Source organism: Methylobacterium sp. 190mf, assembly GCF_900107945.1.
Classification (GTDB): Bacteria; Pseudomonadota; Alphaproteobacteria; order Rhizobiales; family Beijerinckiaceae; genus Methylobacterium.
Genome location: NZ_FNVI01000015.1, coordinates 124,392 through 148,095, shown reverse-complemented (window position 1 = coordinate 148,095; position 23,704 = coordinate 124,392). Strand labels below are relative to the sequence as shown.

Annotated in this window: 19 protein-coding genes; 17 read left to right on the top strand and 2 right to left on the bottom strand. The window is 71.7% G+C overall.

Annotated elements, in window-relative coordinates; all coding sequences use genetic code 11:
• Position 1: 1 nt before the first annotated feature.
• The 4 genes from C4T42_RS18900 (at position 2) to murD (ending at position 5,651) form a co-directional block, all read left to right on the top strand.
• Positions 2 to 1,459 carry a UDP-N-acetylmuramoyl-L-alanyl-D-glutamate--2,6-diaminopimelate ligase gene (locus C4T42_RS18900; RefSeq protein ID WP_020094121.1) on the top strand — a complete coding sequence of 486 codons (1,458 nt, stop codon included), beginning with the start codon at positions 2 to 4 and terminating at the stop codon, positions 1,457 to 1,459.
• 19 nt (positions 1,460 to 1,478) lie between these two features.
• A complete protein-coding gene (locus C4T42_RS18895) occupies positions 1,479 to 2,927 on the top strand; it encodes a UDP-N-acetylmuramoylalanyl-D-glutamyl-2,6-diaminopimelate--D-alanyl-D-alanine ligase (RefSeq protein ID WP_103985607.1) in 1,449 nt (482 codons plus the stop codon).
• A 68-nt stretch (positions 2,928 to 2,995) separates the two neighbouring features.
• Entirely contained in the window at positions 2,996 to 4,081 is a 1,086-nt protein-coding gene (gene mraY / locus C4T42_RS18890; RefSeq protein WP_020094123.1) for a phospho-N-acetylmuramoyl-pentapeptide-transferase, read from the top strand.
• 205 nt (positions 4,082 to 4,286) lie between these two features.
• Positions 4,287 to 5,651 carry a UDP-N-acetylmuramoyl-L-alanine--D-glutamate ligase gene (murD, locus tag C4T42_RS18885; protein ID WP_020094124.1) on the top strand — a complete coding sequence of 455 codons (1,365 nt, stop codon included), beginning with the start codon at positions 4,287 to 4,289 and terminating at the stop codon, positions 5,649 to 5,651.
• A gap of 28 nt (positions 5,652 to 5,679) precedes the next feature.
• Here the strand turns inward: murD and C4T42_RS18880 are convergent, their stop codons facing one another.
• On the bottom strand, positions 5,680 to 7,155 hold the full coding sequence (locus tag C4T42_RS18880; protein WP_020094125.1) for a PAS domain-containing methyl-accepting chemotaxis protein: 1,476 nt from the start codon (positions 7,153 to 7,155) through the stop codon (positions 5,680 to 5,682).
• 285 nt (positions 7,156 to 7,440) lie between these two features.
• Here C4T42_RS18880 and C4T42_RS18875 point away from each other — a divergent pair, with 285 nt between their 5' ends.
• The 12 genes from C4T42_RS18875 to C4T42_RS18820 all read left to right on the top strand — a co-directional run bounded on the left by C4T42_RS18875 (position 7,441) and on the right by C4T42_RS18820 (position 22,090).
• A complete protein-coding gene (locus C4T42_RS18875; RefSeq protein ID WP_020094126.1) occupies positions 7,441 to 8,607 on the top strand; it encodes a putative peptidoglycan glycosyltransferase FtsW in 1,167 nt (388 codons plus the stop codon).
• Positions 8,604 to 9,713: an undecaprenyldiphospho-muramoylpentapeptide beta-N-acetylglucosaminyltransferase gene (gene murG / locus C4T42_RS18870; protein WP_020094127.1), complete on the top strand. Its 1,110-nt coding sequence runs from the start codon at positions 8,604 to 8,606 to the stop codon at positions 9,711 to 9,713. The genes C4T42_RS18875 and murG overlap by 4 nt, the downstream gene beginning before the upstream one ends.
• A 50-nt stretch (positions 9,714 to 9,763) precedes the next feature.
• Complete coding sequence (murC, locus tag C4T42_RS18865; RefSeq protein ID WP_020094128.1) at positions 9,764 to 11,170, top strand: UDP-N-acetylmuramate--L-alanine ligase; 1,407 nt, start codon at positions 9,764 to 9,766, stop codon at positions 11,168 to 11,170.
• Between the two features lie 199 nt (positions 11,171 to 11,369).
• Positions 11,370 to 12,296 carry a UDP-N-acetylmuramate dehydrogenase gene (murB, locus tag C4T42_RS18860; RefSeq protein ID WP_020094129.1) on the top strand — a complete coding sequence of 309 codons (927 nt, stop codon included), beginning with the start codon at positions 11,370 to 11,372 and terminating at the stop codon, positions 12,294 to 12,296.
• Positions 12,297 to 12,363: 67 nt separating this feature from the next.
• Positions 12,364 to 13,287 carry a D-alanine--D-alanine ligase gene (locus C4T42_RS18855; RefSeq protein WP_020094130.1) on the top strand — a complete coding sequence of 308 codons (924 nt, stop codon included), beginning with the start codon at positions 12,364 to 12,366 and terminating at the stop codon, positions 13,285 to 13,287.
• Positions 13,254 to 14,207 (top strand): cell division protein FtsQ/DivIB, encoded by a 954-nt coding sequence (locus C4T42_RS18850; protein WP_020094131.1) that lies wholly within the window; start codon positions 13,254 to 13,256, stop codon positions 14,205 to 14,207. Before C4T42_RS18855 ends, C4T42_RS18850 begins: the two co-directional genes overlap by 34 nt.
• A gap of 52 nt (positions 14,208 to 14,259) precedes the next feature.
• Complete coding sequence (gene ftsA, locus C4T42_RS18845; RefSeq protein ID WP_012319319.1) at positions 14,260 to 15,582, top strand: cell division protein FtsA; 1,323 nt, start codon at positions 14,260 to 14,262, stop codon at positions 15,580 to 15,582.
• Between the two features lie 91 nt (positions 15,583 to 15,673).
• Positions 15,674 to 17,464 carry a cell division protein FtsZ gene (gene ftsZ / locus C4T42_RS18840; RefSeq protein ID WP_020094132.1) on the top strand — a complete coding sequence of 597 codons (1,791 nt, stop codon included), beginning with the start codon at positions 15,674 to 15,676 and terminating at the stop codon, positions 17,462 to 17,464.
• A 436-nt stretch (positions 17,465 to 17,900) separates the two neighbouring features.
• The gene (lpxC, locus tag C4T42_RS18835) at positions 17,901 to 18,848 is read left to right on the top strand and encodes a UDP-3-O-acyl-N-acetylglucosamine deacetylase (protein ID WP_103985606.1); all 948 of its coding nucleotides are present in this window, start codon (positions 17,901 to 17,903) and stop codon (positions 18,846 to 18,848) included.
• Positions 18,849 to 19,035: 187 nt separating this feature from the next.
• Positions 19,036 to 19,917, top strand: coding sequence for an outer membrane protein assembly factor BamD (locus tag C4T42_RS18830; protein WP_103985620.1), 882 nt, complete (start codon positions 19,036 to 19,038; stop codon positions 19,915 to 19,917).
• 183 nt (positions 19,918 to 20,100) lie between these two features.
• Complete coding sequence (gene recN, locus C4T42_RS18825; protein WP_020094135.1) at positions 20,101 to 21,774, top strand: DNA repair protein RecN; 1,674 nt, start codon at positions 20,101 to 20,103, stop codon at positions 21,772 to 21,774.
• A gap of 115 nt (positions 21,775 to 21,889) precedes the next feature.
• Complete coding sequence (locus C4T42_RS18820; RefSeq protein ID WP_020094136.1) at positions 21,890 to 22,090, top strand: hypothetical protein; 201 nt, start codon at positions 21,890 to 21,892, stop codon at positions 22,088 to 22,090.
• Positions 22,091 to 22,105: 15 nt separating this feature from the next.
• Here the strand turns inward: C4T42_RS18820 and C4T42_RS18815 are convergent, their stop codons facing one another.
• On the bottom strand, positions 22,106 to 22,351 hold the full coding sequence (locus C4T42_RS18815) for a hypothetical protein (RefSeq protein WP_020094137.1): 246 nt from the start codon (positions 22,349 to 22,351) through the stop codon (positions 22,106 to 22,108).
• 279 nt (positions 22,352 to 22,630) lie between these two features.
• Here C4T42_RS18815 and pstS point away from each other — a divergent pair, with 279 nt between their 5' ends.
• The gene (gene pstS, locus C4T42_RS18810) at positions 22,631 to 23,671 is read left to right on the top strand and encodes a phosphate ABC transporter substrate-binding protein PstS (RefSeq protein WP_020094138.1); all 1,041 of its coding nucleotides are present in this window, start codon (positions 22,631 to 22,633) and stop codon (positions 23,669 to 23,671) included.
• The last annotated feature ends 33 nt before the right edge of the window (positions 23,672 to 23,704 follow it).

Genomic DNA, 23,704 nt, shown 5'->3' with positions numbered 1-23,704 from the left:
GATGAGCGCGCGGCTCGCCGACCTCTTCCCCGAGGCCGCCGGCCCCGCCGCGGACCTCGCCGTCTCGGACCTCACGGCCGACAGCCGGCAGGTCGCGACCGGCACGGTGTTCGTCGCCGTTCCCGGCACGAAGGCCGACGGCCGACGTTTCGCCGCGCAGGCCGCGCAGCGCGGCGCCGCCGCGGTCGCCGGGGAGGGGGCCCGTCCCGCCGACCTGCCCGACGCGGTCGCCTGGATCCCGGTCGCCGACGCGCGCCGGTCGCTCGCCCTCGCGGCGGCCCGCCTCGCGGGCCCGCAGCCCGAGACCGTGGTGGCGGTCACCGGCACCGCCGGGAAGAGCTCGGTGGCCGACTTCGTCCGCCAGATCCTGGCGCGTCTCGGCCGCGACTCCGCGAGCCTCGGCACCGTCGGCATCGTCACCAACCGCGGCGCGCAGTACGGCTCCCTCACGACCCCGGACCCCGTGACGCTGCACCGGACGCTGGCGCAACTCGCAGCGGACGGCGTCACCGACCTCGCCATGGAGGCGTCCTCCCACGGGATCGAGCAGCGCCGGCTCGACGGCGTGCGCCTCGACGCGGCGGGCTTCACCAATCTCGGCCGGGACCATCTCGACTACCACGCGAGCATCGAGGAGTACCTCGCGGCCAAGCTACGCCTCTTCACGGACCTACTCCCGGCGGGCCGCCCGGCCATCGTCAACGCCGACGGCGCCTACGCCGAGCGCGTCATCGCCGCCGCCGAGGCCGCCGGCCGGCCGGTCCGCACGGTCGGGCGGGGCGGCCGGGACCTGCGGGTCGAGGCGGTCCGCACGGAGGGGTTCGCGCAGGTCGCCCGGATCCTGTTCGCGGGCCGGGCCCGGGAGCTGCGCCTGCCGCTCGTCGGCGAGTTCCAGGTCGAGAATGCCCTGGTGGCGGCCGGCCTCGCACTGGCTACCCCGGCGGGGGCGGCCGATCCCGACGGCGTCCTGGCGGCCCTCGACCACCTCACCGGCGTCCCCGGCCGCATGGAGCGGATCGGCGAGGCACGGGGCGGCCTCTGCCTCGTCGACTACGCCCACAAGCCCGAGGCCCTGGAGAGCGTGCTCGCCGCGCTCCGCCCCTTCGCGTCGGGCCGGCTGATCGCGGTGTTCGGCTGCGGCGGCGACCGCGACCGGGGCAAGCGACCGCTGATGGGCGCCATCGCGCAGCGGCTCGCCGACGTCGTCATCGTCACGGACGACAACCCGCGCACCGAGGACGCGGCCGCCATCCGCCGGGCCATCCTGGACGCGGCGCCGGGCGCGGAGGAGATCGGCGACCGGTCGGAGGCGATTCACAGCGCCGTCGACCGGCTCGGGCCGGGCGACGTGCTGGTCGTGGCCGGCAAGGGTCATGAAACCGGCCAGATCGTGGGAGATCGCACGCTGCCGTTCTCGGACCACGCGGTCCTGCGCGCCGCGATCGCCGCGGCGGCCTGAGGACGACGGGGGACCGACGATGACCGCACTCTGGACGCGGCAGGAGCTGGAATCCGCGACGGGCGGCCGGTTGATCGGCGCCGGGCGCGCGATCGGCGGCGCCTCAATCGACACCCGCACGCTCCAGCCCGGCGACCTGTTCTTCGCGATCCGCGGCGACACCCGCGACGGCCACGACTTCGTCCCCGACGCCCTGGGGCGCGGCGCCGGCGCCGCCGTGGTGAGCGCCGCGCGCGCCGAGGCGCTCGCGGTCCACGGCCCCGTCCTGGCGGTGCCCGAGGGGGGCGCCGACCCGGTTCTCACCGCGATGGTGCGCCTCGGTGCCGCCGCCCGGGACCGGACGCGCGCGCAGGTCGTGGCGGTCACGGGCTCGGTCGGCAAGACCGGGACCAAGGAGGCCCTGCGCCACGTCCTGTCCGAGCAGGGCGAGACCCACGCCTCGGCGGCCTCCTACAACAACCACTGGGGCGTGCCCCTGACCCTGACGCGGATGCCGCGCTCCGCGCGCTACGGCGTGTTGGAGATCGGCATGAACCACGGCGCCGAGATCGTGCCGCTGACCGCGCAGGTCCGGCCGGACATCGCGCTGATCACCACGATCGCGCCCGCCCATATCGAGCATTTCGCCTCGCTGGCCGCGATCGCGGACGCGAAGGGCGAGATCTTCTCCGGGCTCCAGCCCGGCGGCGTCGCCATCCTGAACCGCGACGCCCCGCATTTCGACCGCCTGGCCGCCCACGCCCAGGCCTCCCGGGCGGGCCGGGTGGTGACCTTCGGCGAGCACGCGGATGCCGACGTCCGCGCCCTGAGAATCGTGCTGCGGCCCGACCTGTCGGTGATCGACGCGGTGGTGATGGGCCAGCCCGTCACTTACAAGCTCGGCACCGCCGGCCGGCACGCGGCGCTGAACTCGCTGGGCGTCATGGCGGTGGTCCACAGCCTCGGGGCCGACCTCGCCCGTGCGGCCCTGTCGCTCGGCGGCCTGACGCCGCCGGCGGGACGCGGCGAGCGCACCGCCCTCGAGATCGGCGGCGGCACCGCCTACCTCGTGGACGAGAGCTACAACGCCAATCCCGTCGCCGTCCGCGCGGCGCTGGCGACCCTGGCGGGGATCGAGACCGGGCCCCGCGGCCGCCGGATCGCGGTGCTGGGCGACATGCTCGAGCTCGGCGCCGCCGCGCCCGACCTGCATCGCGGCCTGGCGGAGGCGATCGAGGCGGCCCGGGTCGACCTCGTCTTCACGGCCGGTCCGCTGATGCGCCACCTGTTCGAGGCCCTGCCGGTGAGCCGCCGCGGCGCGGTGGCCGACACCGCGGCCGACCTGCTCGAGCCGCTCGCCCGGACCCTGCGGTCCGGCGACGCCGTCATGGTGAAGGGATCGAACGGCAGCCGCATGGGCCGGATTGTCGAGGCGCTGAAAGCCCGCTACGCGGTCGATCCGACCCGGCGGACCCAGGCCGTCCCGTGACCGGCACGCCTGCGCGTGCGGCGCCGTCCCCCGAAACCTGAGCCTGAACAAGGGGGCCGAGCGCCCGGATGCTGTACCTTCTCTCGGACCTGAGCAGCAGCTTCACGCCGCTCAACGTGTTCCGCTACATCACCTTCCGCACCGGCGGCGCGCTGTTCACGGCGGGCCTGTTCGTGTTCTGGTTCGGGCCCTGGATCATCTCGCTGCTGCGGATCCGCCAGGGCAAGGGCCAGCCGATCCGCGAGGACGGGCCGCAGACCCATCTGCTGACCAAGCGCGGCACGCCGACCATGGGCGGCCTGATGATCCTGGCCGGCGCCGTCGTGGCGATCCTGCTCTGGGCCAACCCGCGCAACCACTACGTCTGGGTGACGCTGACCGTCACCCTCGGCTTCGGCGCGATCGGCTTCTACGACGACTACCTCAAGGTCACGAAGCAGTCGCACAAGGGCTTCTCGGGCAAGTTCCGCCTCGCCCTCGAGGCGTTGATCGCCATGGCGGCCTGCGTGACCATCGCGGTCTACTCGCCCGCCGCGCTGCAGAATCAGCTCGCCTTCCCGGTGTTCAAGGACGCGCTGCTGAACCTCGGCTGGTTCTACCCGCTGTTCGGCGCCTTCGTGATCGTCGGGGCGGGCAATTCCGTGAACATGACCGACGGCCTCGACGGCCTCGCGATCGTGCCGGTGATGATCGCCTGCGGCACGTTCGGCTTCATCGCGTACCTCGTCGGCAACTCGTTCACCGCCAGCTACCTGCAGGTGAACTACGTCCGCGACACGGGCGAGCTCGCCGTCGTCTGCGGCGCGGTCATCGGCGCCGGACTCGGCTTCCTCTGGTTCAACGCGCCGCCGGCCCAGATCTTCATGGGCGATACCGGCTCCCTGGCGCTGGGCGGCCTGCTGGGCTCCATCGCGGTGGCGACGAAGCACGAGATCGTCCTGGCGATCGTCGGCGGCCTCTTCGTGCTGGAGATGATGTCGGTGATCATCCAGGTCGCGTCGTTCAAGCTCACGGGCAAGCGCGTGTTCCGCATGGCGCCGATCCACCACCATTTCGAGCAGAAGGGCTGGAAGGAGCCGCAGGTCGTGATCCGGTTCTGGATCATCGCGGTGATCCTGGCGATGGCCGGCCTGGCGACGCTGAAGCTGCGCTGAGAAATCGTGCTAGACGGGCGGCCTGAGAGGTCGATCCGATCCTCGCCCTCGTCCTGAGGCGCGGCCGCGGAGGGGAGCCTCGAAGGAGGCTTCCGGCCGGCCGCGCGATCCCGGGAGCCCGCCTTCGGGGTCGCCGAGGCGGGGCGCCCGGGACGAGGGTCCGGTTCGGGTCGGCCGGGTCCGGCCGCCGCATCCGGAGTTCCGCATGACACCCGTCACCGTCTTCCAGGACAAGACCGTCGCCCTGTTCGGGCTCGGCGGCTCGGGGCTCGCCACGGCGCTGGCGCTGAAGGCCGGTGGCGCGGCCGTGCAGGCCTGGGACGACAATGCCGACAGCCTCGCCCGCGCGCGGGAGGCCGGCATAGAGACGCGGGACCTGCGCGCGGCCGACTGGTCTGCGTTCGCCGCCTTCGTGCTGAGCCCGGGCGTGCCGCTGACCCATCCCGAGCCGCACTGGAGCGTCCGGCTCGCCCGGGATGCCGGCGTCGAGATCATCGGCGACATCGAGCTGTTCTGCCGGGAGCGGCGGGCGCAGGCGCCGGGGGCGCCGTTCGTGGCGATCACCGGGACCAACGGCAAGTCGACCACCACGGCGCTGATCGCCCACGTGCTCGCGCAGGGGGGCCGCGACGTGCAGATGGGCGGCAACATCGGCACCGCGATCCTGTCGCTGGAGCCGCCGGCCGCCGACCGCGTCCACGTGATCGAGATGTCGTCGTTCCAGATCGACCTGACGCCGAGCCTCGACCCGAGCGTCGGCGTGCTGATGAACATCACGCCGGACCATCTCGACCGGCACGGCACGATGGAGCAGTACGCGGCCATCAAGGAGCGCCTGATCCAGGGCGCCGACCTCGCGGTGGTCGGCGTCGACGACGCCCCGAGCCGCGCCATCGCGGACCGCCGCGGCGCCGACCTCGTGCGCGTCCACGTGCCCCACGGCGACGTGCTGTGCACCGACGCGCTGACGGTGCGCGACGGGATCGTCCGGGAGCCGGACGGGACGGCCCTCGCCGACGTCAACGGGATCGGCTCGCTCCGGGGGGCGCACAACTGGCAGAACGCCGCGGTGGCGGTGGCCGTCGCGCGGGCCCTCGACCTGTCGCCGGAGCAGATCCAGGCCGGCCTCACCTCGTTCCCGGGCCTGCCGCACCGGATGGAGGAAGTCGGGCGGCGCGGCCACGTGCTGTTCGTCAACGATTCCAAGGCGACGAACGCGGATTCCACCGAGAAGGCCCTCACCGCCTTCCGGGACATCCACTGGATCCTCGGCGGCAAGGCCAAGGAGGGCGGGATCTTCCCGCTGGTGCCGTATTTCGAGCGGGTCGCGCACGCCTACCTGATCGGCGCGGCGTCGGACGCCTTCGCGGCGACCCTGGAGGGCGCCGTGCCCTACACGCGCTGCGAGACCCTCGAGAACGCCGTCCCGAAGGCCGCCGAGAACGCCGCCGCCTCGGGCGCACCGGAGCCGGTGGTGCTCCTGTCGCCGGCCTGCGCGTCCTACGACCAGTTCCGGAACTTCGAGATCCGCGGCAACCGCTTCCGCGAGCTGGTTCAGGCGCTGCCCTGAGGCAGCGCCACTTCAGCGCGCCGGAACCTCAGCGCGCCAGAACCTTGGCGGCGTCGCGGGTGGTGTCGACCGCATGCGAGACGTTGGCCACCGACTGGACGATCGCCCCGATGTTGCCTGTGATCTCCGTGACGGCCCCCGCGGCGCTCTGCATGCTCTCGGCCAGATCCCGGGTCACGGCACTCTGCTCCTCGATGGCGGCCGCGGTGGCCACCACGGTCTCGCGCATCACCGAGACCGAGGACCCGATCGAGCTGAGAGCCTGCACGACCTCCTGCGAGACGCGCTGCACGCTGGCGATCTCGCCGTTGATCTGACCGGTGGCGCGCGCCGCCTGGTCGGCCAGCGCCTTAACCTCGGAGGCGACGACCGCGAAGCCGCGGCCCGCCGCGCCCGCGCGGGCGGCCTCGATGGTGGCGTTCAGCGCCAGCAGGTTGATCTGGCCGGCGATGTCCTGGATCAGACCGACGATGCCGGTCATGGCGGTGGCGGTCTCGGCCAGCCGTTTGGTGTGGCCGTCCGCGTCCTGAACGCAGGCATAGGCGGTGTCGGTGGCGCTCTGGGAGCGCACGATGCTCTGAGACATCTCCGCCACCGAGGCCGCCAGCTCCTCGGCGGCGGCCGCCACGGTCTGGACGTTCCCGGAGGTCGAGTCCGCCGCCGACGAGGCCAGCGAGGCCGCCGTGGTCGAGTGCGTCACCGCCTGCTCGATCTCGCCGAAGTTCTGATCGATCAGGGTCCGCAGGTTGGCGAACAGTCGGACCTGGTCGCTGATGTCGGTGGCGAATTTCACCACCTTGTAGGGCCGGCCGGCGGCGTCGAGGATCGGGTTGTAGGAGGCCTGGATCCAGACTTCGCGCCCGTCCTTGCCGATCCGCCGGAACTGGGCCGCCTGATAGGTGCCGTTCCGCAGGGCCGCCCAGAAGGCCCGGTAGGCCTCGCTCTCCCGGTAGGCGGGCTCCACGAACAGGCTGTGATGCTGCCCGAGCACCTCGGCGCGGCTGTAGCCCATCGCGGCGAGGAAATTGTCGTTCACCGCGATCACCGTGCCGTCGAGGTCGAAGGCGATGACCGCCTGCACCTTGTCGATCGCGGCGATCTGCCCGGCGCGGTCGGCCTCCTCGGTGCGCTGCTGCGTGATGTCGGTGGCGAACTTCACCACCTTGTAGGGCCGGCCGCGGACGTCGAGCATCGGGTTGTAGGAGGCCTGGATCCAGATCGACCGGCCGCCCCGACCGACCCGCTGGAACTGGCCCGACTCGAAGGTGCCGGAGCGCAGGCGCTCCCAGAAGGCCCGGTAATCCGGGGCGTCCCGCTGGGCCGGCTCCATGAACATGCTGTGGTGCTGGCCGACGATCTCCGGCAGCGTGTACCCGACGACGTCGAGGAAATTCCGGTTCGCCGACAGGATCCGCCCCGCCAGGTCGAACTCGATCACGCCCTGAACCCGGTCGAGGGCCGCGAGCTTGGCATGCGCTTCACGGACGTTCAGGGCAGAGAACATGGCGCGTCGGCTTCCGCTGGGCGGATCGGGCGCGGCGCACCGCGACCCGCCGGGTCGATACATCCGAAAGTTGCAATGGGAAGATTAACATAGAGTGTCTTTTTACTAGTATTGCGCGGTCCTAATACAGCATCCCAGGGGCCGCCGGCTGCGTGGCCGGCGCGTCCTGACGTGCCCCGACGCGCCCCGATCTGTCGGTCATAAGGCTCCGTTTACCATTCCTGCCGAGGATCCCGGCCGACCCGCGCGGATCGGCATCCGCGCGGCCTGGAGTCGTTGCCCGGCATGATGTCACGCGCGGAACGCACCCCCCTGACGGACTGGTGGTGGACGGTGGACCGCGGCCTGCTCGCGGCGCTGTTCGCGCTGATGGTCGCGGGCCTCGTCTTCCTGATGGGCGGCGGCCCGCCCGTGGCCGAGCGGATCGGCCTGCCGACCTTCTACTTCCTCAACCGGCAGGCGATGTACCTCGCGCCGACCATCCTGCTGATCTGCGCGGTCTCGTTCCTGTCGCTGCGCGGCATCCGGCGGCTGGCGCTCGTCACCTGGATCCTGGGCGTCATCCTGTGCCTGCTCGCCGGCAAGTTCGGGCCCGAGATCAAGGGCGCGCATCGCTGGATCCAGTTCGGCTCCTTCGGCCTGCAGCCCTCGGAATTCGTGAAGCCGGCCTTCGTAGTCGTCGCCGCCTGGGCCTTCTCGGAGGGCGCCCAGCGCCGCGACATGCCGGGCGGCATCCTGGCGCTGCTGCTCCTGCCGATCACCATCGTGCCGCTGCTGCTCCAGCCCGATTTCGGCCAGACCATGCTGATTACCATGGTGTGGTGCGCGCTGTTCTTCGTGGCCGGCCTCCACCTGATCTGGGTGGCCGTCCTCGGCGTGCTGGGCCTCGGAGGTGTGTTCGCTGCCTACCTGTTCTTCCACCACGTCCGCGAGCGCTTCAACAAGTTCCTCGACCGGGATTCCGGCGGCGGCTTCCAGGATTTCTGGTCGCGCGAATCGTTCCGCTCGGGCGGCTGGTTCGGCACCGGGCCGGGTGAGGGCGTGGCCAAGCGCCACCTGCCGGACGCGCATACCGACTTCATCTTCTCGGTCACCGGCGAGGAGTTCGGCGTGATCGTCTGCCTCTGCCTCGTGGCGCTGTTCGCCTTCATCGTCCTGCGCGGCCTCAAGCTCGCGCGGCGCACCGACGACACCTTCTCGCGGCTGGCGATCACCGGCCTGACCACGCTGTTCGGCCTGCAGGCCTGCATCAACATGGCGGTGAACACCCAGCTGATGCCCGCCAAGGGCATGACGCTGCCGTTCGTCTCCTACGGCGGCTCCTCGCTGATCTCGCTGGCGCTCGGCACCGGCTTCCTCGTCGCCCTGACCCGTAAGCGCCCCCGCACCGTCATGCTCAGCCAGAAGCCCCCCGGCACCGCGCCGGCCACCGTCGCCGGGGTGATGCGGTGACCGTCTTCACCCCCACGATCCTGCTCTGCGCGGGCGGCACCGGTGGCCACCTGTTCCCGGCCGAGAGCCTCGCCCACGCCCTGCGGGCCCGCGGCATCCGCGTGGCGCTCGCCACCGACGCCCGGGTCGATTCCATCGCGTCCGAGTTCCCGGCCTCCGAGGTGGTCACCATCGCCTCGGCGACGCCGTCCGGCCGCTCGCCGCTGAAGCGGGCCGGCGCCGTGCTGACCCTCGGCCGGGGCTTCGGCGTGGCCGCGAAGGAGATCCGCCGGATCAACCCGGCCGCCATCGTGGGCTTCGGCGGCTACCCGACCGTCCCACCGGTGCTCGCCGGCCAGATCCTGCGCGTGCCGACGATCCTGCACGAGCAGAACGCCGTGATGGGCCGGGCCAACGCCTTCCTGGCGCGGGGCGCCCGCACCATCGCCACCGGCTTCAAGGTCGTGCGCGGCGTGCCCGACAAGGCCAAGGCCCCGCGGATCCACACCGGCAATCCGCTCCGCCCGGCGGTGATCGAGGCGGCCAGGTTCCCGTATCCCGCTTTCGGCGCAGGCGACGCCCTGCGGCTCCTGGTGTTCGGCGGCAGCCAGGGCGCGCGCGTGATGGGCGAGGTCGTGCCGGAGGCGATCGCCCGCCTGCCCGACGCGCTGCGCGCCCGCCTGCACCTCGTCCAGCAGGTCCGCCCCGAGGACCTGACGGCCGTTCAGAATCGCTATCTCGCCATGGGGCTCGCCGGGATCGAGGCGGCGCCGTTCTTCAAGGACCTGCCCGCCCGCATGGCCGCGAGCCACCTCGTGGTCTCGCGCTCGGGCGCCTCGACGGTCTCGGAACTCGCGGCGATCGGCCGCCCGTCGATCCTCGTGCCGCTGCCGGGCTCCCTCGACCAGGACCAGGCCGCCAACGCCGCGACCCTCGACGCCATCGGCGCGGCGCTGGCGGTGAAGCAGCCGGATTTCACGCCCGAACGGCTCGCCGCGGAGCTGACCGCCTGCTTCGAGACGCCGGCAAAATTGACCGCGGCGGCCGATGCGGCCAGAAGCGCGGGCATCCACGACGCCGCCGAGCGGCTGGCCGAGGTCGTCGTCGAGACGGCCGCCCGCACCTGATTTCTTGAGGGATTCCGCACCGGCGGTCCCGCCACCAGACGGTTCGACCCATGAAGCTGCCCGACAAGCTCGGCCCCATCCACTTCATCGGCATCGGCGGCATCGGCATGTCCGGCATCGCCGAAGTGATGCACAACCTCGGCTACACGGTGCAGGGCTCGGACGCCTCCGACAACGCCAATGTCCGCCGTCTCGCCGAGAAGGGCATGCGCACCTTCGTGGGCCACGACGCCGAGAACGTCGAGGAGGCCGCCCTCGTCGTCGTCTCGACTGCGATCCGGCGCGACAACCCCGAGCTGCAGGCCGCCCGCGAGCGACGCCTGCCCGTGGTGCGACGGGCCGAGATGCTGGCGGAGCTGATGCGCTTCAAGTCCTGCGTGGCGATCGCCGGCACGCACGGCAAGACCACGACCACGTCGCTCGTCGCCACGCTGCTTGACGCCGGCAACCTCGACCCGACCGTGATCAACGGCGGCATCATCAACGCCTACGGCACCAACGCCCGCATGGGGGCGGGCGAGTGGATGGTGGTGGAGGCCGACGAGTCCGACGGCACCTTCCTGAAGCTGCCGGCCGACGTCGCGATCGTCACCAACATCGATCCCGAGCATCTCGACCATTTCGGCTCGTTCGACGCGATCAAGGACGCGTTCCGGCGCTTCATCGACAACATCCCGTTCTACGGCTTCGCGGTGATGTGCATCGACCACCCGGTGGTCCAGGACCTCGTCGGCCATATCGAGGACCGGCGGATCATCACCTACGGCGAGAACCCGCAGGCCGACGTGCGCCTGATCGACGTGGACCTGCGCGGCGGCCAGAGCCGCTTCCGGGTGATGATCCGCGACCGTCGGCCCGGCTACCGGATGGAGATGGAGGATCTCGTCCTCCCGATGCCCGGCAAGCACAACGCCCTCAACGCCACCGCGGCGCTCGCCGTCGCGCACGAGCTCGGCGTGAAGCCGGACGCGATCCGCCAGGCGCTCGCGGGCTTCGGCGGCGTGAAGCGGCGCTTCACCCGCACCGGCGAGTGGAACGGCGCGACGATCTTCGACGATTACGGACACCATCCGGTGGAGATCAAGGCGGTGCTCAAGGCCGCCCGCGCCTCGACCGAGCACGGCGTCGTCGCCATCGTGCAGCCGCACCGCTACACCCGCCTGCAGTCGCTGTTCGACGATTTCTGCACCTGCTTCAACGATGCCGACACGGTCATCGTCGCGCCGGTCTACGCGGCCGGCGAGCAGCCGATCGAGGGCTTCGACCGCGACAGCCTCGTGGCCGGCCTGCGCTCCCGCGGCCACCGCGACGCCCGGGCCCTGGAGCGGCCGGAGGAACTCGCGGGCATCATCGCGGACCTCGCCAAGCCCGGCGACTACGTGGTGTGCCTTGGCGCCGGCACGATCACCCAGTGGGCCTACGCCCTGCCGGACGAACTCGCCGCGCGGGGACGGTAGGCGCGGTGCGCGCGCCCGCCCCGGGAAGCCTCTCGGGTCGGCGGCACCCTCGACCGTCCACACTGGGCTGCGCTCCGAGGATGAACCCGGCGGTGACTCTCCGGACCCCGGCCTCGCAGCGTCCGCTGCCACCCCGATGCGACGACACCAGGATCGCCGCATCCCTCTCCCCGCGGGCGGGGCGAGGGGAGACACACAGATGACCGCCTCTCTGCACGATCGCATCCGGGCCGCCGCGCCCGACCTCCGCGGGCGCCTGCTCGCCGACCAGCCGCTCGCCGACCTCACCTGGTTCCGGGTCGGCGGACCGGCCGAGGTGCTGTTCACCCCGGCCGACGAGGAGGATCTCGCCCGCCTCCTCGCCGCTCTCGATCCGGACGTGCCGGTCACGGTGATCGGGCTCGGCTCGAACCTGATCGTGCGGGACGGCGGCGTGCCGGGCGTGGTCGTGCGCCTCGGCGGCAAGGCCTTCGGCAGCATCGCGGTCGACGGCGACGCGCTGACCGTCGGCACCGCGGTCCCGGACATGCGCCTCGCCAAGGCGGCCGCCGAGGCCGGGCTCGACGGGCTCGCCTTCTACCGGGGCATCCCCGGCTCGATCGGCGGGGCGCTGCGCATGAACGCGGGCGCGCATGGTGGCGAGACCACCGACGTGCTGGTCGAGGCCCGCGGCATCGACCGCGGGGGCGCGCTGCGCACCTTCAGCCACGCCGACATGGGCTTCTCCTACCGGCACTCGGACGCCCCGGAGGACGTGATCTTCACGCGCGCCGTCTTCCGCGGGCGGCCCGGCGACCGGGTCGCCATCGAGGCCGAGATGGAGCGGGTCACCGCCGCCCGCGAGGCCGCGCAGCCGATCCGCGAGCGGACCGGCGGCTCGACCTTCGCCAACCCGGACGGCGGCAAGGCGTGGCAGCTCGTCGACGCCGCCGGCTGCCGCGGATTGAGGCGGGGCGGCGCCCAGGTCAGCGAGATGCACTGCAACTTCCTGATCAACACCGGTACCGCGAGCGCGGCCGACATCGAGGGGCTCGGCGAGGAGGTCCGCCGCCGCGTCCGGGAGACCAGCGGGGTCGCATTGCGCTGGGAGATCCGGCGCATCGGCCGCCCCGCCGGCACGACGTGAGAGCGGTGTTCCGGACGGACCGGTGCGCTCAGATCCTGATTGAAGCCGACCTATTCGAGGTGCCCTGATGTCCAAGCACGTCGCCGTCCTGCTGGGCGGCACCTCCGCCGAGCGCGAGGTCTCCCTCAGTTCCGGCAAGGCCTGCGCCGACGCGCTCGAAGGGGAGGGCTACCGGGTCACCCGGGTCGATGTCGGCCCCGACATCGCCGCGGTGCTGACGGCGCTCCGGCCGGACGTGGCCTTCAACGCGCTCCACGGGCCGGACGGCGAGGACGGCACCATCCAGGGCCTGCTGGAGATCCTCAAGATCCCCTACACCCATTCCGGCGTCCTCGCGTCGGCGCTCGCGATGAACAAGGAGCGGGCCAAGACCGTCATGCGCGCCGCCGGCGTCGACGTGCCCGAGGGCCGGATCGTTAACCGTCGTGAGGCCGCCAGGACACACCCCCTGCCGCCACCCTACGTCGTGAAACCGATCGCGGAAGGCTCATCGGTGGGTGTGATCATCGTGCGCGACGGCCGCTCGCACCCGCCCCAGATCCTCGCCTCCGAGGAGTGGACGTTCGGCGAGCAAGTCCTTGCAGAACCTTACATTGCTGGCCGCGAACTCACCTGCGGCGTGATGGGCGACAAGGCCCTCGGGGTGATCGAGGTGAAGGCCGCCACGGGGGATTGGTACGATTACGACGCCAAGTACGCCCCGGGGGGCTCGGTGCACGTGCTCCCGGCCGAACTTAAACCAAATGTTTACCAGCGTGTCCAAGAACTGTCGTTAACGGCGCATCAAGCACTGGGCTGTCGGGGCGTCAGCCGTGCCGACCTTCGCTACGACGACACACCGGGTGGAACCGGTCTGCTCGTGGTTCTGGAGGTCAACACGCAACCCGGCATGACCCAGACGAGCCTTGTGCCGGAGATGGCGGCCCATGCGGGCCTGAGTTTCGGTGAGCTCGTCCGATGGATGGTGGAGGACGCTTCCCTGAATCGCTGAGCGGCGACGCCGCCGGCCGGAGCGGTCCCGCGCGCCTCGCCGGCGCGATCCTGGGCCGGCTCACCGGCCGCGGCACGTCCCGGTCGCTCTCGGTTCGTCGGGCCCGCCCGAGTCAGCGCCTGAGCGAGCGCCTGCCCCGCGGCGCCGGGATCGTGGCGGTCTCCGTCTCCGCCGCCGCCGTGGCGCTCGCCGGTTTCGTGGCCAGCGGCCGCTACGACGCGTTCGTGGCCGAGCAGGGCCGCCCCCTCGACATCGCCGCGCGCGTCGCCGGCTTCGGCGTCGAGCGCGTCACCATCTCGGGCATCTCCCGCATGTACGAGCGCGAGGTCCTGGCGGCCGCCGGGATCGACTGGCGCTCCTCGGTTCCCTTCCTCGACGTCAACGACGTGCGCGAGCGGCTGCTCCGCGTGCCGCTGATCGCGCAGGCCTCGGTCCGGAAGATCTACCCCAACGAGATCGCCATCACCCAGGTGGAGCGCGAGCCCGCGGCCCTCTGGCAGAAGAACGGCGAGATCAGCGTGATCGCCGCCGACGGCACCGTCATCGACGCCATGCGCGACGACCGCTACGCCAGCCTGCCCCTGGTGGTCGGCGAGGACGCCAACACCAAGCTTCCGGAATACCTCGCCCTCATCGCCGCCGCGGGGCCGCTCGCCGAGCGGATCAAGGCCGGCACCTACGTGTCGGGCCGGCGCTGGACCCTCAAGTTCGACGGCATCGACGTGCGCCTGCCCGAGGTCGATCCGGCCGCGGCGCTCGCCCGCCTCGTCCGGTTCGAGCGCGAGGCCCACCTGCTCGAGAAGGACGTCATCGCGGTGGACCTGCGCATGCCGGACCGCCTGGTGGTGCGCCTGACCGAGGAGGCCGCCGCCGCCCGCGCGGAAGCCCAGAAGGCGAAGAAGAAGGGCGCGGCCAGCTGATGCCCTTCCTGTCGATCTCCGCCCGTCCCGCATCCCGCGCCCGGTAGCGTCAATGCACAGCCAACACGGCCTCACGCCGCGCTTGAAGCCGCTCTCCGCCCGGCGCTCGACCACCCTCTCGGTGCTCGACATCGGCACGAGCAAGGTGGTCTGCCTCATCGCCGAGCTGCAGCCCGCCGAAGCGCTCACGACGCTCCGCGGCCGCACGCACCTCGCGCGCATCATCGGCATCGGCCACCAGCGCTCCCTGGGCCTGAAGGGCGGCGCCATCGTCGATCTCGCCGCGGCCGAGAGCGCGATCCGTCAGGCGGTCCACGCCGCCGAGCGGATGGCCAAGGTCGAGGTCCAGTCGGTCATCGTCAACATGTCGGGCGGCCGGCTCGCCTCGCAGCATTTCCAGGCGCGGGTGAACGTCCGCTCGGGCACCGTCACGGGCAGCGACGTCGAGCGGGTGCTCGAGACCGCCAGCGCCCACGGCGTCAGCCCCGGCCGGGCCGTGCTGCACGCGCTGCCCACCGGCTACGCCCTCGACGGGCAGGGCGCCGTCATCGACCCGTCGGGCATGATCGGAGAGGCGCTCAGCGTCGACCTGCACGTCGTCACCAGCGAGCTCGCGGCCGCCCGCAACGTCATGCTGGCGGTGGAGCACTGCCACCTCGGCGTCGAGGCGGTGATCGCCACGCCCTACGCGGCCGGCCTCTCGGCGCTGGTCGACGACGAGGCCGAGATGGGCGTCTGCGTCGTCGACATGGGCGGCGGCACCACCAGCGTCGGCGTGTTCTCCGGCGGCCACCTCGTTCACGTGGACGCCCTGGCGGTCGGCGGCCACCACGTCACCATGGACATCGCCCGCGGCCTCTCCACCCGCATGGCGGCGGCCGAGCGGCTGAAGACCCTCTACGGCTCGGCCCTCTCCACCCCCTCCGACGACCGCGACATGATCGCCGTGCACGGCGTCGGCGAGGACGAGGGCGAGGCGCCGGCCCACATCCCGCGCTCGCAGCTCGTGCGGATCATCAAGCCGCGCGTCGAGGAGGTGGTCGAGCTGGTGCGGGACCGCCTGCGCGACGCGGGCTTCGCCGCCCAGGCCGGGCGGCGCGTCGTCCTCACCGGCGGCGCCAGCCAGCTCGTCGGTCTGCCCGAGGTCGCCCGCCGCGTCCTCCAGGGTCAGGTGCGGATCGGACGGCCCCTCGGCATCCGGGGCCTGCCGGAAGCCGCCAAGGGTCCGGCCTTCTCGGCCGCGGTCGGCCTGCTCGTCTACCCGCAGGTCGCCCATGCCGAGCATTTCGAGCCGCGGGGGCACGGCGCCTTCGCGGCGACCGGGACCGACAACTACCTGAACCGGGTCGGCCGCTGGCTCCGGGACAGCTTCTAGGTTTCACGCCCGCCCGCTCGCGCGGGGGGATCGAAGGGATCCGGCGCCCAGGCGTCGCACGGACAGCACAGTTAGCGAGAGGCTCGACACCATGGCCATCACCCTCCAGGCGCCGGACATCCGGGAACTGAAGCCCCGCATCACCGTCTTCGGCGTCGGCGGCGCCGGCGGCAACGCCGTCAACAACATGATCGAGTCGGGCCTCCTCGGCTGCGAGTTCGTCGTGGCCAACACCGACGCGCAGGCGCTCACCTCCTCGAAGGCCGAGCGGGTGATCCAGATGGGCCTGGGCGTCACCCAGGGCCTCGGCGCCGGATCGCACCCGGAGGTCGGCTCGGCCGCCGCCGACGAGGTGATCGACGAGATCCGCGACCAGCTCTCCGGCGCCCACATGTGCTTCATCACCGCCGGCATGGGCGGCGGCACCGGCACCGGCGCCGCGCCGGTCATCGCCCGGGCGGCCCGCGACATGGGCATCCTGACGGTCGGCGTCGTGACCAAGCCGTTCCAGTTCGAGGGCATGCGCCGCATGCGGACCGCCGAGTCCGGCATCCAGGAGCTGCAGGCCGCGGTCGACACCCTGATCGTGATCCCGAACCAGAACCTGTTCCGGGTCGCCAACGAGAAGACCACCTTCGCGGACGCCTTCGCGATGGCCGACCAGGTGCTCTACTCGGGCGTCGCCTGCATCACCGACCTGATGGTGAAGGAGGGCCTCATCAACCTCGACTTCGCCGACGTCCGGGCGATCATGCGCGGCATGGGCAAGGCCATGATGGGCACCGGCGAGGCGTCCGGCGAGAAGCGCGCCAACCGCGCCGCCGAGGCCGCCATCGCCAACCCGCTGCTCGACGACGTCTCGATGAAGGGCGCCCGCGGCCTGCTGATCTCGATCACCGGCGGCTCCGACTTGACCCTCTACGAGCTCGACGAGGCCGCCACCCGCATCCGCGAGGAGGTCGACCAGGACGCCAACATCATCCTGGGCGCCACCTTCGACGAGAGCCTCGACGGCATCATCCGCGTGTCGGTGGTCGCCACCGGCATCGAGCCGGCGCTGATCTCGGCGAACTCGCCCAACAACCCGGCCATCGCCGAGACCGAGCAGCGCATCGCCGAGGTTGCCGAGCGCCTGCGCGCCGAGGCCCGCTCGCGCGCCGCCTCGCCGGTGCCGAGCATCCGCACCGAGTCGGTCGCCCCGGCGCCGATGCCCGCCCCGGCCCCCGCGCCGCTCGCGGCCCCCGAGATGCGCCCCGAGTCGCGGATCGACAGCCGCATCGAGGCCGCCGCGCCGATGACCCGCGACGACGTCGTGCTCGCCCCGGTCCAGGCGCGCGCCGCGGCGCCGTTCGTCCCGGCCCCCGCGCCGCAGCGCGTCGAGGCGGCGCCCGCCGTCGAGGCCGGCCCGTTCGTGCCGCCGCGTCCGGCCGCCCCGACGGGCACGCCGCTCGCCCGCGCCCCGCGCATGCCGCAGATCCACGAGCTGCCGCCGATCGCCCAGACGCAGATCATGGCGAACCGCGCTGCCGAGGAGGCCGCCCCGGAATCCAAGCGGACCTCGCTGCTGCGCCGGCTCGCGACGGTGGGCTTCGGCGGCCGCCGCGAGGACATGGACGGCGCCCCGGCGGCCCGGCCGGCCTCGCCAGCCGCCCCGCAGCCGCATATGGCCCAGTCGCACATGGCCCAGTCGCACATGGCCCAGCCCCACATGGCGCAGCCCCACGTGCCGCCGGCCCCGCGCGCTCCGGCCGCCCCCGCGGTCCCGCAGTACCGCCCGGCCCAGGGCAACCTCGACGGTCAGGGACGGGCCGCGCCCCAGCCGCGGATGATGGACGACGATCAGCTCGAGATCCCGGCCTTCCTCCGCCGTCAGGCGAACTGACCGGGGCGGGTCTCCGGCACGGCCCGGGGCTGGCGGGAAACCGCCGGCCCCTTCGCGCTGCAGCAAAGCAACTCATGGTTGTTGCAGTGAGGAATAGGGCTCGACGAGGCTGTGCGCCGCGGCTCTCGAGCCGTGGCGCATGGTGCATCCGCGCCACAGAACGGCCGCGGGTTAGTCACGCATTAACCAACCTTTAAGCCTTTGGTGGAGCAGCGCTTTGTGGTTACGAACCGCTAAGCGTGTCTGTAACAGACCGTAAGAATCCGTGATTTGGCTGCCCTGTGCGGCGCAGCTATAGAAACCATGTGATCGAGACGACACGCAGCAGGACACAACCTGATCGCGTGGGCTAGGGCATCAAGCAGCGGACGGATCAGTCAGTTTCTCCTCACCCCCAGTCGGGGTGGCGGAAATGATCGCGCCCGGGGGCTAAGGAATGCGAACGCATAAACAGACGACCCTCAAAGGGCCGGCGACTCTCTCGGGGATCGGAGTTCACTCCGGCAACCCCGCCGAGATCACCATCCGACCCGCTCCGGCCAATCACGGCATCGCCTTCCTCCGCACCGGCACCACCCACGGCAACGACCGCCTGATCAAGGCGCATCACGCCCTCGTCTCCGCCACCGAACTCTGCACCGTCCTGGGTGACGTCGAGACCGGCGCGGTCGCCACCGTCGAGCACCTGATGTCCGCCCTGTACGGGCTGGGCGTCGACAACGCTCTGGTCGAGATCGACGGCCCCGAGATGCCGATCCTCGACGGGTCCGCTCTCCCCTTCGTCAAGGCGATTGACCAGACCGGCATCGCCACCTGCGACACGCCGCGGCGCTGGCTCAAGATCCTCCGCCACGTCCGCATCGAGACCGGGACATCCTTCGCGGAACTGCGCCCGATCGACCGCGGCTTCCGCCTCGACGTCGAGATCGACTTCGAGAGCCCGGTGATCGGCCGTTCCCGCAAGGCGATGGACCTGTCGCCCGCGACCTACCGCCGCGAGATCGCCGGCGCCCGCACCTTCGGGATGATGCGGGACGTGGAGCGCTACTGGAAGGCGGGCTTCGCCCTCGGCGCCTCCCTGGAGAACACCGTGGCGGTCGGCGAGACCGCGGTGGTCAATCCCGAGGGCCTGCGCTTCCAGGACGAGTTCGTCCGCCACAAGATCCTCGACGCCATCGGCGACCTCGCCCTGGCGGGCCTGCCGATCCAGGGAGCCTACCGCTCCTATTGCGGCGGCCACCGGATGAATGTCGGGGTGCTGTCGGCCCTGTTCGCCGACCGGGCGAACTACGCCATCGTCGAGGCGCAGGGCTCGCGCCGCGAGACCGTGCTGTCCGAACTCGGCGCCGGCCTGGGCCTCGCCGCCTTCGCGGGCGACCTGTAGCCCCTGTGACCGACGGGCCACAGCCCGCAACCGATCCTGACTGCCGCAGCCTTGCCGCTTTCGTGCCCGAATCGAACGGCACGGTTTAACGGTCCGTGAACGGCGGGCACGGCCCGGGGCGGGCCGGATCCACCCACGCGATGGCATGACGGCGCGCAACGGCGCCGGTTCCGGGAAAGAGCGCCAGATGCCTGTCACCATTCGTTATCGCCGGGCAGCGGCCTTCGCGGCGCCCCTCGTGGCCGTCCTCGGCCTGGGCCTCGGCGGCTGCGACTTCGACCCGACGAGCATCTTCGCCGAGAAGTACAAGCCCGAGGTCGTGCCGGACGTTCCGGCCGACAAGCTGTACAGCGACGGCCTCGCCAAGCTCGAGGACAGCGACTACGAGGGCGCGGTCAAGAAGTTCGACAGCCTGGACAAGCAGTACCAGTACTCCGATTGGTCCCGGAAGGCGCTGCTGATGACGGCATACGCCAATTACGAGGGCCAGAAGTACGACGACGCGATCAGCGCCTCGAAGCGCTACCTGCAGCGCCATCCGGCCAGCAAGGATGCGGCCTACGCGCAGTACCTGATGGCGATGTCGAACTATAAGCAGATCCCGGACGTCACCCGCGATCAGGAGCGCTCCGAGAAGGCCCTCGTCGCGCTGCAGGAGCTGGTGCAGAAGTACCCGACCTCCGAATACGCCGCGGACGCGAAGGCGAAGATCCAGATCACCCGCGATCAGCTCGCCGGCAAGGAGATGGAGATCGGCCGCTTCTACCTCGAGAAGCGCAATTTCCCGGCGGCGATCAACCGCTTCCGCGACGTGGTCGCCAAGTATCAGACCACCCGGCACGCCGAGGAGGCGCTCGAGCGCCTGACCGAGGCCTACTGGGCGCTCGGCATCACCCAGGAGGCGCAGAACGCCGCCGCGGTGCTCGGCCACAACTTCCCGGAGAGCCCCTGGTACAAGGACGCCCACGCGCTGCTGGCGCAGGGCGGTCTCGAGCCCCGCGAGGAGAAGAGCTCGTTCCTCTCGAAGATCTACCGGACCGTCACGGGCAAGACCGCCTCGGCCCAGTAAGCCGCCGCGCCCGCGCGGGGACTGCCCACGAAACCTCGAGGCCCGGAGCCGCCGCTCCGGGCCTTGCCCATTGCGGCGCCCGGCGCGTTGCACCGACCGCGCGGTGCGACGCATTTTTGGGGTGAATCCGCGCCGCGGCGGCCTTATGTCTGCGGTCCCATCCTGAGGAATCCCCGTCGCCGCATGCTGGCGCAGCTCGCGATCCGCGACATCGTCCTGATCGACAGGCTCGAACTGAATTTCCGATCGGGACTCAGCGTCCTGACCGGGGAGACGGGCGCGGGCAAATCGATCCTGCTCGACGCCTTCGCCCTGGCGCTCGGCGGCCGCGGCGACGGCCGCCTCGTCCGCCACGGCGAGGCGCAGGGCGCGGTCACGGCCGTGTTCGACCTGCCCCTCGACCATCCGGCGCGCCGGATCGCGGCCGAGGCCGAGATCGACACCGAGGGCGACCTGATCCTGCGCCGGACCCAGATGGCGGACGGCCGGACCCGCGCCTTCGTCAACGACCAGCCGGTGGGCGTTCAGGTCCTGCGGGCGATCGGCGCGGCTCTCGTGGAGATCCACGGTCAGCACGATGACCGGGCGCTGGCCGACCCCGCCTCGCACCGGGCGATCCTCGATGCCTTCGGCGGCCTCCAGACCCAGCTCGCGAAGGTCGCCGCCGCGTCGCGAACCGTGCGGCATGCCCGCACCGAACTCGCCGAGCACCGCGCCCGCGTTGAGGCGGCCCGAAAGGAATCCGACTTCCTGCGCCACGCCGTGGAGGAGCTCGCCGCACTGGCGCCGCTCGCCGGTGAGGAGGCCCAGCTCGCCGAGCGCCGCACGATCATGCAGCAATCCGAGAAGGTCGCGCGCGAGCTCAACGAGGCGCTCGAGGCCGTCGGCGGCCCCCATTCCGGCGTGCCGCACCTCTCGGCCGCCCTGCGCAAGCTGGAGCGGCGCGCCGCGCAGCTGCCGGCCCTGGTGGACCCGTGCGTGAACGTCCTCGACGCCGCGATGGTCGCCCTCGACGAAGCCCGCGCGGTCCTCGAGGCGGCGGTGGCCGAGACGGAGTTCGATCCCCGCGACCTGGAGCGCGTCGAGGAGCGGCTCTTCGCCCTGCGCGCCGCCTCGCGCAAGTACGATGTCCCGGCCGACGACCTCGCCGCCCTGGCGGAACGCTACGCCGGCGACGTGGCGGCGATCGATGCCGGCGAGGCGGCGCTGGCCGGTCTGGAGCAGGCGCTCGCGACGGCGGAGGCCGCCTACGCCGAGGCGGCCGAGAAGCTCAGCGCCGGGCGGCGCCGGGCGGCCAAGCAGCTCGACGCGGCCGTGAAGGCCGAGCTGCCGCCGCTCAAGCTGGAGCGCGCCCGCTTCATCACCGAGATCGCCACGGACCCGGATTCCCGCGACCCGGCCGGCACCGACCGGGTCGAGTTCTGGGCCCAGACCAATCCCGGGACCAAGCCCGGCCCGATGATGAAGGTCGCCTCGGGCGGCGAGCTGTCGCGCTTCATGCTGGCGCTGAAGGTCGTGCTGGCCGACAAGGGCTCGGCCCCGACGCTCATCTTCGACGAGATCGATACCGGCGTGGGCGGCGCGGTGGCGGATGCCATCGGGATGCGGCTCGCCCGGCTGGCGGCGACCGTGCAGGTGGTCGCGGTCACCCACGCGCCCCAGGTCGCCGCGCGGGCGGAGACGCATTTCCTGATCGCCAAGGCCCCCGTGAAAGGGGCCGGCCGCGTCGCCACGCGGGTCGCGAGCCTGCCGGTCGCCGAGCGCCGCGAGGAGATCGCCCGGATGCTGGCGGGCGCCACCGTCACCGACGAGGCCCGGGCGGCGGCCGCGCGACTCCTCCAGGGCGCCGACGCGTGAACCGGCGTCAACCTTAACCGTTGGTTGAAGGTAATAATTCGTTAACTATTCATCGTGAGAATGCTGTCATCCCGGTACCGCGGCAGGGTTGGGCGGTCGAAGGGCGGGAGGAGCCATGAAGCCGTCAGTCGTCGACTCCGATGGGTCTCTGCCCGCGGGACAGCCCCTGAAGCGGGCGGTCGACACCCGCCAGCTCGGCCTCACGCTCCGCACGGTCTACGAGGGCAGCGTCGACACGCAGCCGATCACCGACACGCATGTCGAGCTGCTCCTGCGCCTGCGCCAGAAGGAGCGGGAGCTGCGCCGGGCGGTCTGACCCGGGGCGGCGGCCTCACCAGCGGCGCGCCCCCGGCCGGCGACGGTACTCGGCCGCACGAATCAGCGTCAGCACGCGGTCGAGGCTCACCAGCAGCTCCGCCTCCTCGACGCGCGCCGCGGAGGCCGCGTCCGGGTCGGGGCTGAATTTCTGCCGGGCCTGCGCCAGCGCGAGCGCCCGCTCCACGGCCTCCCGCTCGGCGTGCAGGGCCAGCCAGGCCGGATCGGATTCCGTCGCCGCATCCACCTCGTCGCCGCCCACGATCCGCGCGTCCTTCTGCTGCCGGCTGCCGCTCCTGGCTGAGAGGAACGCGCGAGAGGCCGGAACCGTGCCGCGCCCGGCCGACGCGCGGTGTCGTCCCCCGTGTCGTCCCCCCGTCATCCCCCGTGTCATCCCGGTGTCATCTACTTGTCGTAACCGCCCGGCCATCGGGCGGCCGGCGCTGGGTCTCTTCGGAAGATCGGCCGCAGGGCTCTGCCGCGGGCACGGGCCCGCCGGCGGGGCAGCGCAGGCTCTAGCCCGACGGCAACGGAGATTCCTTTGAGACCCTTCGCTTACGCGCTCGCCGTCGGCCTCGCGACGGTTCAGCTGGCGTCCGCGGCGCTCGCCGCCGATATCACCGGCGCCGGCGCTACCTTCCCGTTCCCGGTCTACTCGAAGTGGGCCGAGGCCTATCGCAAGGAGACCGGCTCGGGCCTCAACTACCAGTCGATCGGCTCCGGCGGCGGCATCAAGCAGATCCAGGCCAAGACGGTCGATTTCGGCGCCACCGACGCGCCCCTGAAGCCCGAGCAGCTGGCCAAGGACGGCCTCGTCCAGTTCCCGACCGTGATGGGCGGCGTCGTGCCGGTGGTGAACATCCCCGGGATCGAGCCCGGCAAGCTGAAGCTCACCGGCGACGTGCTGGCCGACATCTACGCCGGCAAGATCGCGAAGTGGAGCGATCCGCGCATCGCCAAGCTCAATGACGGGCTGAAGCTGCCCGACGCCAACATCACCCCGGTCTACCGCTCCGACGCGTCGGGCACGACCAACATCTTCACCACCTACCTGTCCCAGGTCTCCGAGCCCTGGAAGAAGGAGTACGGCGCGGCCACGACGATCTCCTGGCCGGTCGGTCAGGGCGGCAAGGGCAACGAGGGCGTGACCGCCACCGTCAAGCAGGTTCCGAACGCCATCGGCTACGTCGAGTCGGCCTACGCCAAGCAGAACAAGCTCTCCTACGCCCTGCTGCAGAACAAGGCCGGCCAGTACCCGCAGCCCGACGACAAGGCGTTCCAGGCCGCGGCGGCGAGCGCCGACTGGAAGGCGACCCCGGGCTTCGGCATCTCGCTGACCAATCAGCCGGGCGAGGCGGCGTGGCCGATCACGGCGGCGACCTTCATCTTGGTCCACAAGGACGCCGCCGATCCGGCCAAGTCCGCCGCCGTGCTCAAGTTCTTCGACTGGGCCTACAAGAACGGCGACACGCTCGCCACCGACCTCGACTACGTCCCGCTGCCGGACAACGTCGTCGAACTGATCCACCAGGAGTGGAAGGACGTGAAGGGCAAGGACGGCAAGCCTGTCCTCAACATGTGAGCGTGGCGGGGAGGGGGTGAGAACCTCCTCCCT

Bases quoted from the DNA above. Each gene is read 5' to 3' on its own strand.
- C4T42_RS18900 (WP_020094121.1), top strand. From the start codon at position 2: ATGAGCGCGCGGCTCGCCGACCTCTTCCCCGAGGCCGCCGGCCCCGCC.
- C4T42_RS18895 (WP_103985607.1), top strand. From the start codon at position 1,479: ATGACCGCACTCTGGACGCGGCAGGAGCTGGAATCCGCGACGGGCGGC.
- mraY (WP_020094123.1), top strand. From the start codon at position 2,996: ATGCTGTACCTTCTCTCGGACCTGAGCAGCAGCTTCACGCCGCTCAAC.
- murD (WP_020094124.1), top strand. From the start codon at position 4,287: ATGACACCCGTCACCGTCTTCCAGGACAAGACCGTCGCCCTGTTCGGG.
- C4T42_RS18880 (WP_020094125.1), bottom strand. From the start codon at position 7,155: ATGTTCTCTGCCCTGAACGTCCGTGAAGCGCATGCCAAGCTCGCGGCC.
- C4T42_RS18875 (WP_020094126.1), top strand. From the start codon at position 7,441: ATGATGTCACGCGCGGAACGCACCCCCCTGACGGACTGGTGGTGGACG.
- murC (WP_020094128.1), top strand. From the start codon at position 9,764: ATGAAGCTGCCCGACAAGCTCGGCCCCATCCACTTCATCGGCATCGGC.
- murB (WP_020094129.1), top strand. From the start codon at position 11,370: ATGACCGCCTCTCTGCACGATCGCATCCGGGCCGCCGCGCCCGACCTC.
- C4T42_RS18855 (WP_020094130.1), top strand. From the start codon at position 12,364: ATGTCCAAGCACGTCGCCGTCCTGCTGGGCGGCACCTCCGCCGAGCGC.
- C4T42_RS18850 (WP_020094131.1), top strand. From the start codon at position 13,254: ATGGATGGTGGAGGACGCTTCCCTGAATCGCTGAGCGGCGACGCCGCC.
- ftsA (WP_012319319.1), top strand. From the start codon at position 14,260: ATGCACAGCCAACACGGCCTCACGCCGCGCTTGAAGCCGCTCTCCGCC.
- ftsZ (WP_020094132.1), top strand. From the start codon at position 15,674: ATGGCCATCACCCTCCAGGCGCCGGACATCCGGGAACTGAAGCCCCGC.
- lpxC (WP_103985606.1), top strand. From the start codon at position 17,901: ATGCGAACGCATAAACAGACGACCCTCAAAGGGCCGGCGACTCTCTCG.
- C4T42_RS18830 (WP_103985620.1), top strand. From the start codon at position 19,036: ATGCCTGTCACCATTCGTTATCGCCGGGCAGCGGCCTTCGCGGCGCCC.
- recN (WP_020094135.1), top strand. From the start codon at position 20,101: ATGCTGGCGCAGCTCGCGATCCGCGACATCGTCCTGATCGACAGGCTC.
- C4T42_RS18820 (WP_020094136.1), top strand. From the start codon at position 21,890: ATGAAGCCGTCAGTCGTCGACTCCGATGGGTCTCTGCCCGCGGGACAG.